Below are 12,445 nucleotides of genomic sequence, written 5' to 3' on the forward strand. Positions count from 1 at the left end.
GTCAAGCTGCAAATACTACTTACTGTGCCGGGCCCTCGACGGCCTCGGACGTCAGCAGGCCCGCGTTGATCTCGCGGAGGGCGATCGAGAGCGGCTTCTCGTGGACGTGGGTGTCGACGAGAGGACCGACGTACTCGAGGAGACCCTCGCCGAGCTGCGAGTAGTACGCGTTGATCTGGCGGGCCCGCTTGGCCGCGTAGATCACGAGGCTGTACTTCGAGTCGGTGGCCTCGAGGAGCTCGTCGATCGGCGGGTTGATGATGCCCTCGGGCGCGGAGATGGAAGAGGACACGCTCTACCTTCCGATGGATGGGAAAGATTCTGTCGGGGTGACCAGTGAGGATCGAGACGATCAGCGATGGTCACACCACGTCCATCAAGGCTAGCAGCTCGCGAGCCACGTCCTCGACGGAGGTGTTGACCAGGGTGGTGTCGAACTCCGGCTCGGCGGCCAGTTCGATCTTCGCCGCCTCGAGCCGGCGCTCGATCACCTCGGGCGGTTCGGTGCCCCGCCCGGTGAGCCTGCGCACCAGCTCCTCCCAGGAGGGAGGAGCCAGGAACACCAGCTGGGCCTCGGGCATCGATTCCCGGACCAGACGGGCGCCCTGCAGGTCGATCTCGAGGAGGACGGGCTCACCCTTCTCCAGGCGCTCCTGCACGGCCGCACGCGGCGTGCCGTAGCGGTTGCCGGCGAACTCCGCCCACTCCAGCAGCTCGCCGTTGGCGATCAGCTTGTCCATCTCGTCGTCGGTGACGAAGAAGTAGTGGACTCCGTGCTTCTCGCCGGGGCGAGGCTTGCGGGTCGTCGCCGACACCGAGAGCCAGACCTCGGGATGTTCCTTGCGCATATGAGCGACGACCGTGCTCTTGCCGACCCCGGAGGGGCCGGAGAGCACGGTCAGCCGCGGACGTACGTCCGGGGGTACGGGGGTCGTCCCCCGGGGTGTTCCAGCCATGCAGCGATTATCCAGCAATCCCGGAGTGCCCGGGACTCGCTTCCCCGGAGTGCCCGGTTCAGGAGCCGGTGCTGCCGAACTCGCGCTCCAGGGAGGCGATCTGGTTGGAGCCGAGGCCGCGCACGCGGCGGCTCTCGGAGATACCGAGTCGCTCCATGATCTGCTTGGCGCGGACCTTGCCCACGCCCGGCAGGGACTCAAGGAGGGCGGAGACCTTCATCTTGCCGATGACGTCGTTCTCCTGGCCCTGCTTGATGACCTCGTGAAGGGAGGCGCCGGAGTGCTTGAGTCGATTCTTGACCTCGGCCCGCTCCCGGCGAGCCGCGGCGGCCTTTTCGAGCGCGGCTGCGCGCTGTTCAGGGGTAAGGGGCGGAAGAGCCACGCCTACGTCACCTCGGATGTCGAACTGTCGGATACGGACCGGTGAGGAACCTAGTCGCCCCACACCTGGGGAGCTACGAGCAACACGCTTGCCCGTTCACTCTCGTCGGAGACTAGCGGGCAAGTCCGCCAGAGTCAGCGAGAACAGCGGAAAAGTCCTGGTCAGCCTTCATCTGAACGGACATTTAGGACATACTGCCCCGGATTTGAGGATGTATTCAGATTCAAGAGCCCCCCGGACCACTCATCGGAGGTCTCCGGACAAGGTCAGGAGGCGGCCACGGCGTGACGGATCTCCTCCGCGAAGCGCTCCGCGGCGTCACGCAGAGCGACCGCGTCGGGACCATGGCGTAGCACTCCCCGGCTGACGTTCGGCACCACGTTGCGCACGGCCGCGCCGAAGACCTCGGGAAGATCGGCCGGCGTCGCCCCCTGGGCACCGATTCCGGGCGCGAGGAGCGGGCCGTTGATGTCCAGATCGTACGACGACAGGTCTCCGAGGGTCGCGCCGACCACCGCGCCGAAGGACCCCAGGGGCTCCTCCCCCGCGTTCTCGACGGACAGGTGCCCGAGCATCGTCGCTCCGACGTTCCGGCCGTCGGCCCGCACGGCGTGCTGGACCTCGCCGCCCTCCGGGTTGGAGGTCAGCGCCAGCACGAACAGCCCCGCGCCGCTCTCCCGGGCCAGCGCGACGGCCGGGCTGAGCGAGCCGTAGCCGAGGTACGGCGAGACCGTCAGCGCGTCGGAGAACAGCGGGGCGTCCTTGTGCAGGAAGGACTCGGCGTACGCTGCCATCGTGGAGCCGATGTCGCCGCGCTTGGCGTCCATCACGACCAGCGCACCCGCCGCCCGCGCCTCGGCCACCGACGTCTCCAGGACGGCGAGCCCGCGCGAGCCGAAGCGCTCGAAGAACGCGCTCTGCGGCTTGAGCACGGCGACCCGGTCGGCCACCGCCTCGACGACCGTGCGGCTGAACCGCTCCAGGCCCGCCACGTCGTCGTTCAGACCCCACTCGGCGAGCAGGGAGGCGTGCGGGTCGATCCCGACGCACAGCGGGCCGCGCTCGTCCATGGCCCGGCGCAGGCGGGCACCGAAGGGCTCGAGACCACTCATGCCGTCTTCCTCACGTCGGCGCCCACCGCGTCGGCGAGCGTGGCGTACGGGCTGGTGCGCAGGCGCGCGGCGAGCCCCTTGTGGATGGCCCGGCCCCAGAAGGGCCCTTCGTAGATGAAGGCGCTGTAGCCCTGGACCAGCGTGGCACCGGCGAGGATGCGCTGCCAGGCGTCCTCGGCGTTCTCGACGCCGCCGACGCCCACCAGGGTGATCCGGTCGCCCACACGCGCGTAGAGGCGGCGCAGGACCTCCAGGGAGCGCTCCTTGAGGGGTGCTCCGGACAGGCCGCCGGTCTCGTTGACCAGGGAGGGGTCGGACTTCAGGCCGAGTCCCTCGCGCGCGATGGTGGTGTTCGTGGCGATGATCCCGTCCAGGCCGAGTTCCACGGCGAGGTCGGCGACCGCGTCGATGTCCTCGTCGGCGAGGTCGGGCGCGATCTTGACCAGGAGCGGGACGCGCCGCGCGGACACCGTGCGGTCGGCGGCCTCGCGGACGGCGCTCAGCAGGGGACGCAGGGCCTGAGTGGCCTGGAGGTTGCGCAGACCGGGAGTGTTCGGCGAGGAGACGTTGACCACCAGGTAGTCGGCGTAGGGCGCGAGCCGCTCGGCGGACTTCACGTAGTCCGCGACGGCCTCCTCCTCCGGTACGACCTTGGTCTTGCCGATGTTGACGCCGACCACGGTCCGGAAGACGGGCGTGCGGGAGGCCAGACGGGCGGCGACCCGGAGCGAGCCGTCGTTGTTGAAGCCCATGCGGTTGATCAGCGCCCGGTCCTTGACCAGCCGGAACAGCCGCTGCTTGGGGTTGCCGGGCTGCGGCTCGCCGGTCACGGTGCCGATCTCGACGTGGTCGAAGCCGAGCATCGCCATGCCGTCGATGCCGACGGCGTTCTTGTCGAAGCCGGCGGCCAGCCCGAAGGGGCCGTGCATGCGCAGCCCGAAGGCCTCCGTGCGCAGCTCCTTGTGGCGGGGCGCGAGGGCGGCGGCGAGGAAGGTGCGCAGCACGGGGACGCGGGCGGCCAGGCGGATCCAGCGGAAGGCGAGGTGGTGGGCCTGCTCCGGGTCCAGCCGCTTGAAGAACAGGCTGAAGAAGATCTTGTACATGATGTCCTCACGAAGACATGCTGTCCTCACGAAGAGGGGGACACCGTTTCCGGTGTCCCCCTCGGGGCTGCTAGTCGCGGGCCGCGGTCAGGTGTTCCGCGTGTTCCTGGAGCGACCGGACGCTCACGTCGCCGCGGTTGAGGGCGTCGATGCCCTGGACCGCCGCCGCGAGCGCCTGGACCGTCGTCAGGCAGGGCACGGAGCGCGCCACGGCCGCCGTCCGGATGTCGTAGCCGTCGAGGCGGCCACCGGTGCCGTACGGGGTGTTGACGATGAGGTCCACCTCGCCGTCGTGGATCAGCTGGACGATGGTCTTCTCACCGTTCGGGCCGGTGCCCTCGGACTGCTTGCGCACGACCGTGGCGTTGATGCCGTTGCGCTTGAGGACCTCGGCCGTGCCGGAGGTGGCGAGCAGTTCGAAACCGTGCCCGACCAGCTCGCGCGCCGGGAAGATCATCGAGCGCTTGTCGCGGTTGGCGACCGAGATGAAGGCGCGGCCCTTGGTGGGCAGCGGGCCGTAGGCGCCCGCCTGCGACTTGGCGTACGCCGTGCCGAAGACGGAGTCGATGCCCATGACCTCGCCGGTGGAGCGCATCTCCGGACCGAGGACCGTGTCGACACCGCGGCCGTGGATGTCGCGGAAGCGCGACCACGGCATCACGGCCTCCTTGACGGAGATCGGCGCGTCCAGCGGCAGCTCGCCGCCGTCGCCGTTCGCCGGGAGCAGGCCCTCGGCGCGCAGCTCGGCGATGGTGGCGCCCAGCGAGATCCGGGCGGCGGCCTTGGCCAGCGGCACCGCGGTCGCCTTCGAGGTGAAGGGGACGGTCCGGGAGGCGCGCGGGTTGGCCTCCAGGACGTAGAGGATGTCGCCCGCGAGCGCGAACTGGATGTTGATCAGGCCGCGGACGCCGACGCCCTTCGCGATGCCCTCCGTGGAGGCGCGCAGGCGCTTGATGTCGAAGCCGCCGAGCGTGATCGGGGGCAGGGCGCACGCCGAGTCGCCGGAGTGGATGCCGGCCTCCTCGATGTGCTCCATGACGCCGCCGAGGTAGAGCTCGTGGCCGTCGTAGAGCGCGTCGACGTCGATCTCGATCGCGTCGTCGAGGAACCGGTCGACCAGGACCGGCCGGGAGGGGCTGATCTCGGTCGACTCGGCGATGTACGCCTCCAGGCGCGTCTCGTCGTAGACGATCTCCATGCCGCGCCCGCCGAGGACGTACGAGGGGCGGACCAGGACCGGGTAGCCGATCTCGTCGGCGATGGCCTTGGCCTCGGCGAAGGTGGTGGCGGTGCCGTGCTTGGGGGCCGGGAGACCGGCCTCCTTGAGCACACGGCCGAAGGCGCCCCGGTCCTCGGCGGCGTGGATGGCCTCCGGGGAGGTGCCCACGATCGGTACGCCGTTGTCCTTCAGCGCCTGCGACAGGCCCAGCGGGGTCTGGCCGCCGAGCTGGACGACGACGCCCGCGACCGGTCCGGCCTGCTGCTCGGCGTGCACGATCTCCAGCACGTCTTCCAGCGTCAGCGGCTCGAAGTACAGGCGGTCGGAGGTGTCGTAGTCGGTGGAGACGGTCTCCGGGTTGCAGTTGACCATCACCGTCTCGTAGCCCGCGTCGCTCAGCGCGAAGGAGGCGTGGACGCAGGAGTAGTCGAACTCGATGCCCTGGCCGATGCGGTTCGGGCCGGAGCCCAGGATGATCACCGCGGGCTTCTCGCGGCGAGCGACCTCGGTCTCCTCGTCGTAGGACGAGTAGAAGTACGGCGTCTTCGCGGCGAACTCGGCGGCGCAGGTGTCGACCGTCTTGTAGACCGGGCGGATGCCCAGCGCGTGCCGGACCTCGCGGACGACATCCTCGCGCAGGCCGCGGATCTCGCCGATCTGCGAGTCGGAGAAGCCGTGCCGCTTGGCCTCGGCGAGCAGGTCGGCGGTCAGCTCGGGCGCCTCGGCCAGTTCGTCGGCGATCTCCTTGATCAGGAAGAGCTGGTCGACGAACCAGGGGTCGATCTTCGTGTACTCGAAGACCTCCTCGGGCGTGGCGCCGGCGCGGATGGCCTGCATGACGGTGTTGATCCGGCCATCGGTGGGTCGGACAGCCTCGCGCAGCAGCTCGTCCTTGTCGCCGGGCTCGCCGACGAAGGTGAACTGGCTGCCCTTCTTCTCCAGCGAGCGCAGGGCCTTCTGGAAGGCCTCGGTGAAGTTGCGGCCGATGGCCATGGCCTCGCCGACCGACTTCATGGTGGTGGTGAGGGTGGAGTCCGCGCTCGGGAACTTCTCGAAGGCGAAGCGCGGGGCCTTCACGACCACGTAGTCGAGCGTCGGCTCGAAGGAGGCCGGGGTCTCCTGCGTGATGTCGTTCGGGATCTCGTCCAGCGTGTAGCCGACGGCGAGCTTGGCGGCGATCTTGGCGATCGGGAAGCCGGTCGCCTTGGAGGCGAGCGCCGAGGAGCGGGAGACGCGCGGGTTCATCTCGATGACGATGACGCGGCCGTCGTCGGGGTTCACGGCGAACTGGATGTTGCAGCCACCGGTGTCGACGCCGACCTCGCGGATGACGGCGATGCCGATGTCGCGCAGGGTCTGGTACTCGCGGTCGGTGAGCGTCATCGCTGGGGCGACCGTGATCGAGTCACCGGTGTGCACGCCCATGGGGTCGAAGTTCTCGATGGAGCAGACGACCACGACGTTGTCGTGCTTGTCGCGCATCAGCTCCAGCTCGTACTCCTTCCAGCCGAGGATGGACTCCTCCAGGAGCACCTCGGTGGTCGGGGAGAGCGTGAGGCCCTGGCCGGCGATGCGGCGCAGTTCCTCCTCGTCGTGGGCGAAGCCGGAGCCGGCGCCGCCCATGGTGAAGGAGGGGCGGACGACGACGGGGTAGCCACCGAGGGTCTCGACGCCCTGGAGCACGTCCTCCATGGAGTGGCAGATCACCGAGCGGGCGGACTCGCCGTGCCCGATCTTGCCGCGGACGGCCTCGACGACCTCCTTGAAGAGGTCGCGGTCCTCGCCCTTGTTGATGGCCTCGACGTTGGCGCCGATGAGCTCGACACCGTACTTCTCCAGCGTGCCCGCCTCGTGCAGCGAGATGGCCGTGTTGAGGGCCGTCTGGCCGCCTAGGGTGGGCAGCAGCGCGTCGGGGCGCTCCTTGACGATGATCTTCTCGACGAACTCGGGGGTGATCGGCTCCACGTAGGTGGCGTCGGCGATCTCCGGGTCGGTCATGATCGTCGCCGGGTTGGAGTTCACCAGGACGACCCTGAGGCCCTCGGCCTTCAGGACGCGGCACGCCTGGGTGCCGGAGTAGTCGAACTCGGCGGCCTGGCCGATGACGATCGGGCCGGAGCCGATGACCAGGACGGACTGGATATCGGTGCGCTTAGGCACGCTGGCCCTCCATCAGGGAAACGAAGCGGTCGAACAGGTAGGCGGCGTCGTGCGGGCCGGCTGCCGCTTCGGGGTGGTACTGGACGCTGAAGGCGGGGCGGTCGAGGAGCTGGAGCCCCTCCACCACGTTGTCGTTCAGGCAGACGTGCGACACCTCGGCGCGGCCGAACGGGGTCTCGGAGACCTTCTCGAGCGGGGCGTCGACGGCGAAGCCGTGGTTGTGCGCGGTGACCTCGACCTTGCCGGTCGTACGGTCCTGCACCGGCTGGTTGATGCCGCGGTGGCCGTACTTCAGCTTGTAGGTGCCGAAGCCGAGCGCGCGGCCGAGGATCTGGTTGCCGAAGCAGATGCCGAACAGCGGCGTGCCGCGCTCCAGGACGCCCTGCATGACGGAGACGGGGTGGTCGGCGGTGGCCGGGTCGCCCGGGCCGTTGGAGAAGAACACGCCGTCCGGGTTCACCGCGTACACGTCCTCGACGGTCGCGGTCGCCGGGAGCACGTGCACCTCGATGCCGCGCTCGGCCATGCGGTGCGGGGTCATGCCCTTGATGCCGAGGTCGACGGCGGCGACGGTGAACTTCTTCTCGCCGTGGGCCGGGACGACGTACGCCTCGGTGGTGGCGACCTCGGCGGACAGGTCGGCGCCCTTCATCTGCGGGGCTTCCTGCACGCGTGCGAGGAGCGCGCCGTCGTCCTGGACGGCGTCGCCGCTGAAGATGCCGACGCGCATGGCGCCGCGCTCGCGCAGGTGCCGGGTGAGGGCGCGGGTGTCGATGCCGGAGATGCCGACCACGCCCTGCGCGGCGAGCTCCTCGTCCAGCGTGCGCCGGGAGCGCCAGTTGGACGGCACGCGCGCGGGGTCGCGGACGACGTACCCGGAGACCCAGATGCGCTTGGACTCGGGGTCCTCGTCGTTCACGCCGGTGTTGCCGACGTGCGGGGCGGTCATCACCACGACCTGGCGGTGGTACGAGGGGTCGGTGAGGGTCTCCTGGTAGCCGGTCATGCCGGTGGAGAAGACCGCCTCGCCGAAGGTCTCCCCCACGGCCCCGTAGGCGCGGCCGCGGAAGATCCGGCCGTCCTCCAGGACGAGTACGGCGGGAGTTTTGTCGGCTCCCCTGGTGGAGGTGGTCATCGTTCGGCGCCTTCCCTGGTGTTCGTTTCGATCATGGAGTTGACGGTCTCGACCCACTCGTTGTGCTCGGCCGCGTGGTCGGAGCGGAACCCGGAGTCGATCAGCCGGTCGCCGTGCTGCCAGGTGACGACGAGCAGGCCGCCCTCGGTGAGCACCTTGCCGGCGATGCCCTTGTCCAGCCGGGCCTCGCGGAGCTGCGCGGCCGGGACGAAGAAGTCGTCCGCCCCGGGGCGTACGACGTCCAGTCCGGCGTCCGTGAGGGTCAGCTCGGCGCGGCTGCGGGTGCCCAGACCGTGCGCGACGATCCGGTCGAGCCACTGCCCTGCGGTGGTGGAGCCGTGGTAGCGGCCGCTCAGGGTGAGCCGGGCCGGGCCCGTCTCGTCGGGGGTGGTGGGCAGCTCGGGCAGGTCGCCCTGGAGGGTGCCGCGCCACTTCCAGCCCTCGCGCATCAGCCAGTAGACGAGCGCGACGAACAGGGCGAGGCCGACGACCCAGCCGATGCGGGCGGCCCAGTCGGTCACTTGCGCCGATTCCTTCTCGGCGGCCAGCAGAAGTGCAGGGTTCACGTGAGCTTCCCGTCGACGAGCGTGGCCTTGCCCCGCAGCCACGTGTGCGTCACACGGCCCGGCAGCTCGCGGCCCTCGTAGGGGGTGTTGCGGCTGCGCGAGGCGAAGCCCGCGGGTTCCACCAGCCCACGGTATGCCGTGTCGACCAGGGTGAGGTTGGCGGGCTCACCTGCCGAGACGGGACGGCCGTGGCCCGTGGCCTGTCCGATCTGCGCGGGCTTGACGGACATCCGGTCGGCGACGCCGGCCCAGTCCAGCAGGCCTGTTTCGACCATGGTCTCCTGCACCACCGACAGGGCGGTCTCCAGGCCCACCATGCCCATGGCGGCCGCGGCCCACTCGCAGTCCTTGTCCTCGTGCGGGTGCGGGGCGTGGTCGGTGGCGACGATGTCGATCGTGCCGTCGGCGAGCGCCTCGCGCAGGGCCATGACGTCGCGCTCGGTGCGCAGCGGCGGGTTGACCTTGTAGACGGGGTTGTACGTACGGACCAACTCGTCGGTGAGGAGCAGGTGGTGCGGGGTGACCTCGGCGGTGACGGCGATGCCGCGGGACTTGGCCCAGCGGACGATCTCCACGGACCCGGCGGTCGACAGGTGGCAGATGTGGACGCGGGAGCCGACGTGCTCGGCGAGCAGGACATCCCGGGCGATGATCGATTCTTCGGCCACCGCCGGCCAGCCCCCCAGCCCCAGCTCGGCGGAGACGACGCCCTCGTTCATCTCGGCGCCCTCGGTCAGCCGCGGCTCCTGGGCGTGCTGGGCGATCACGCCGCCGAAGGCCTTCACGTACTCCAGGGACCGGCGCATGATCACGGCGTCGTGGACGCACTTGCCGTCGTCGGAGAAGACGGTGACCCCGGCGGCCGACTCGTGCATGGCGCCCAGCTCGGCGAGCTTCTTGCCCTCCAGGCCGACGGTGACGGCACCGATCGGCTGGACGTCGCAGTAGCCGTGCTCCTTGCCGAGCCGCCAGACCTGCTCGACGACCCCGGCGGTGTCGGCGACCGGGAAGGTGTTGGCCATGGCGAAGACGGTGGTGTAGCCGCCGGAGGCGGCGGCTCGGGTGCCGGTGAGGACGGTCTCGGAGTCCTCGCGGCCGGGCTCGCGCAGATGGGTGTGCAGGTCGACCAGGCCCGGCAGCAGCACCTTGCCCTCGGCCTCGACGACCTCGGCGCCCTCGGCGGACAGCCCCGTGCCCACCTCGGCGATGGTCCCGCCGTCGATCAGCACGTCCTGCGGCTCGCCGCCCAGCACCTTCGCACCGCGGATCAGGATCTTGCTCATGAGTCTTACTTCTCCTCGGTACGGGTGTGGGTGACGGCGGGTTCGTTTCCGCCCAGCAGCAGGTAGAGGACGGCCATCCGGATGGACACCCCGTTGGTGACCTGCTCGACCACGGTGCAGCGGTCGGAGTCGGCGACCTCGGCGGTGATCTCCATCCCGCGGACCATCGGCCCGGGGTGCATCACGACGGCGTGCTCGGGCATCCGCGCCATGCGGTCGCCGTCGAGGCCGTAGCGCCGGGAGTACTCGCGCTCGGTCGGGAAGAAGGCGGCGTTCATGCGCTCGCGCTGGACGCGCAGCATCATCACCGCGTCGGACTTGGAGAGGGTGCTGTCGAGGTCGTACGACACCTCGCAGGGCCAGCTCTCGATGCCGACGGGCAGCAGGGTGGGCGGGGCGACGAGGGTGACCTCGGCGCCGAGGGTGTGCAGCAGGTCGACGTTGGAGCGGGCGACACGGCTGTGCAGGACGTCGCCGACGATCGTGATGCGCCGGCCGGCGAGGTCCTGGCCGAGACCGGCGTCCGGGCCGATCAGGCGGCGGCGCATGGTGAAGGCGTCCAGCAGGGCCTGGGTGGGGTGCTGGTGGGTGCCGTCGCCGGCGTTGACGACGGCCGCGTCGATCCAGCCGGAGTTCGCCAGCCGGTACGGGGCGCCCGAGGCGCCGTGCCGGATGACGACGGCGTCGACGCCCATGGCCTCCAGCGTCTGGGCGGTGTCCTTCAGGGACTCGCCCTTGGAGACGCTGGAGCCCTTGGCGGAGAAGTTGATGACGTCCGCGGACAGCCGCTTCTCGGCGGCCTCGAAGGAGATCCGGGTCCGGGTGGAGTCCTCGAAGAAGAGGTTGACGATCGTGCGGCCGCGCAGGGTCGGCAGCTTCTTGATCGGCCGGTCGGCGACCCGGGCCATCTCCTCGGCGGTGTCGAGGATCAGGACGGCGTCGTCGCGGGTGAGGTCGGCGGCCGAGATGAGATGACGCTGCATCTGTCAGGCTCCGTAAGGCAGTTCGTTGAGGAGAATCGGGGCAGACGGGCGCGCGGAGGCGCACTGGGCCGGCGTACGCCGACGGCGTACGCCCGAGGCGCTACTGGGCGGTCTGCTTGGCGCCGAGCAGCACGGTGTCGCGACCGTCCTCCTCGGCGAGCTGGACCTTGACCGTCTCCCGCAACGACGTGGGGAGGTTCTTGCCGACGTAGTCGGCGCGGATGGGCAGTTCGCGGTGACCGCGGTCGACGAGGACGGCGAGCTGCACCGCGCGCGGGCGCCCGAGGTCGTTCAGGGCGTCGAGGGCGGCGCGGATGGTGCGGCCGGAGAAGAGCACGTCGTCGACGAGGACGACCAGCTTGCCGTCGAGGCCGTCACCGGGGATCTCGGTGCGGGCCAGCGCACGCGGCGGGTGCATGCGCAGGTCGTCGCGGTACATGGTGATGTCGAGCGAGCCGCACGGAACCTTGCGCTCGGTGATCTGCTCGAGCTTGTCGGCGATCCGCCGGGCGAGGAAGACGCCTCTGGTCGGGATGCCGAGGAGCACCACGTCGTCGGCGCCTTTCGCGCGTTCGACGATCTCGTGGGCGATGCGGGTCAGCACCCGCGCGATGTCGGGCCCCTCGAGAACGGGCCGGGCATCGGACTGCGTGTCGTGCTTGTCCATACGAAACGGACCTCCTTCTCCGCCTCACGGGACGGACCTTAAAGGACGTCGAGATTGCGCCATACACGGTAGCAGGTCCGCACGATCACTTCGATGGCCCCCTCGAATCACCCACTCGGCCTAACGGAGCGCCGATACCACGGAAGAGTCGGTGCGGACCATTCGGCTTGACGCGGCAGAGTAACGCTGCGTAACCTCACAGTGAGTTACCAGCCGCGCGGTCCGGCAACACAGCCGAGGCGCGTCGACACAGTGCCGGGGAGCTATATGTCCAGCGAATACGCCAAACAGCTCGGGGCCAAGCTCCGGGCGATCCGCACCCAGCAGGGCCTTTCCCTCCACGGTGTCGAGGAAAAGTCCCAGGGACGCTGGAAGGCGGTCGTGGTCGGTTCGTACGAGCGCGGCGACCGCGCCGTGACCGTGCAGCGCCTTGCCGAACTGGCGGATTTCTACGGCGTTCCGGTGCAGGAGCTGCTCCCGGGCACCACCCCGGGCGGCGCCGCCGAGCCGCCGCCGAAGCTGGTCCTGGACCTGGAGCGGCTGGCCACGGTGCCGGCCGAGAAGGCGGGCCCGCTGCAGCGCTACGCGGCCACGATCCAGTCGCAGCGCGGTGACTACAACGGCAAGGTGCTGTCGATCCGCCAGGACGACCTGCGCACACTCGCCGTCATCTACGACCAGTCGCCCTCGGTCCTCACCGAGCAGCTGATCAGCTGGGGTGTCCTGGACGCTGACGCGCGTCGCGCGGTGGCGTCCCACGAGGAGGGCTGAGCACTCCGCGAGGAGCGCAGAAACGTGCCGCCGGGGTGGCCTGAACCGTTCGGCCAACTCGTCGACCGCTTTGAGGACCCGCCGCAAGGTCGTTGGGCTGAGACGGTC

12 protein-coding genes are annotated in these 12,445 nt (G+C 69.9%); 1 reads left to right on the forward strand and 11 read right to left on the reverse strand.

Features of this window, described 5'->3' with window-relative positions; translation table 11 throughout:
• Positions 1 to 19: 19 nt before the first annotated feature.
• The 11 genes from rpoZ to pyrR form a co-directional block, all read right to left on the reverse strand.
• On the reverse strand, positions 20 to 292 hold the full coding sequence (rpoZ, locus tag ABZ016_RS32325; RefSeq protein ID WP_003988945.1) for a DNA-directed RNA polymerase subunit omega: 273 nt from the start codon (positions 290 to 292) through the stop codon (positions 20 to 22).
• Positions 293 to 362: 70 nt separating this feature from the next.
• Complete coding sequence (gene gmk, locus ABZ016_RS32330) at positions 363 to 956, reverse strand: guanylate kinase (protein ID WP_356920242.1); 594 nt, start codon at positions 954 to 956, stop codon at positions 363 to 365.
• A gap of 58 nt (positions 957 to 1,014) precedes the next feature.
• Positions 1,015 to 1,338, reverse strand: a complete 324-nt coding sequence (locus ABZ016_RS32335) for an integration host factor (RefSeq protein WP_003977346.1) — start codon at positions 1,336 to 1,338, stop codon at positions 1,015 to 1,017.
• A 266-nt stretch (positions 1,339 to 1,604) separates the two neighbouring features.
• Positions 1,605 to 2,450: an orotidine-5'-phosphate decarboxylase gene (pyrF, locus tag ABZ016_RS32340; protein WP_356920243.1), complete on the reverse strand. Its 846-nt coding sequence runs from the start codon at positions 2,448 to 2,450 to the stop codon at positions 1,605 to 1,607.
• Complete coding sequence (locus ABZ016_RS32345) at positions 2,447 to 3,553, reverse strand: quinone-dependent dihydroorotate dehydrogenase (protein ID WP_356920244.1); 1,107 nt, start codon at positions 3,551 to 3,553, stop codon at positions 2,447 to 2,449. Before ABZ016_RS32345 ends, pyrF begins: the two co-directional genes overlap by 4 nt.
• Before the next feature lie 70 nt (positions 3,554 to 3,623).
• Complete coding sequence (carB, locus tag ABZ016_RS32350; protein ID WP_356920245.1) at positions 3,624 to 6,932, reverse strand: carbamoyl-phosphate synthase large subunit; 3,309 nt, start codon at positions 6,930 to 6,932, stop codon at positions 3,624 to 3,626.
• Entirely contained in the window at positions 6,925 to 8,067 is a 1,143-nt protein-coding gene (carA, locus tag ABZ016_RS32355) for a glutamine-hydrolyzing carbamoyl-phosphate synthase small subunit (RefSeq protein ID WP_356920246.1), read from the reverse strand. The genes carB and carA overlap by 8 nt, the downstream gene beginning before the upstream one ends.
• A complete protein-coding gene (locus ABZ016_RS32360; protein ID WP_356920247.1) occupies positions 8,064 to 8,633 on the reverse strand; it encodes a hypothetical protein in 570 nt (189 codons plus the stop codon). The genes carA and ABZ016_RS32360 overlap by 4 nt, the downstream gene beginning before the upstream one ends.
• On the reverse strand, positions 8,630 to 9,916 hold the full coding sequence (locus ABZ016_RS32365; RefSeq protein ID WP_356920248.1) for a dihydroorotase: 1,287 nt from the start codon (positions 9,914 to 9,916) through the stop codon (positions 8,630 to 8,632). The genes ABZ016_RS32360 and ABZ016_RS32365 overlap by 4 nt, the downstream gene beginning before the upstream one ends.
• 5 nt (positions 9,917 to 9,921) lie before the next feature.
• Positions 9,922 to 10,899, reverse strand: a complete 978-nt coding sequence (locus ABZ016_RS32370) for an aspartate carbamoyltransferase catalytic subunit (RefSeq protein WP_356920249.1) — start codon at positions 10,897 to 10,899, stop codon at positions 9,922 to 9,924.
• 100 nt (positions 10,900 to 10,999) lie between these two features.
• The gene (gene pyrR, locus ABZ016_RS32375; RefSeq protein WP_356920250.1) at positions 11,000 to 11,566 is read right to left on the reverse strand and encodes a bifunctional pyr operon transcriptional regulator/uracil phosphoribosyltransferase PyrR; all 567 of its coding nucleotides are present in this window, start codon (positions 11,564 to 11,566) and stop codon (positions 11,000 to 11,002) included.
• 267 nt (positions 11,567 to 11,833) lie between these two features.
• Between pyrR and bldD the strand changes: the two genes are divergently transcribed.
• Entirely contained in the window at positions 11,834 to 12,337 is a 504-nt protein-coding gene (bldD, locus tag ABZ016_RS32380; RefSeq protein WP_030166512.1) for a transcriptional regulator BldD, read from the forward strand.
• Positions 12,338 to 12,445 lie beyond the last annotated feature (108 nt).

Origin of the sequence: Streptomyces sp. NPDC006372, from assembly GCF_040612515.1 — a bacterium.
In the GTDB taxonomy this organism is placed as follows: Bacteria; Actinomycetota; Actinomycetes; order Streptomycetales; family Streptomycetaceae; genus Streptomyces.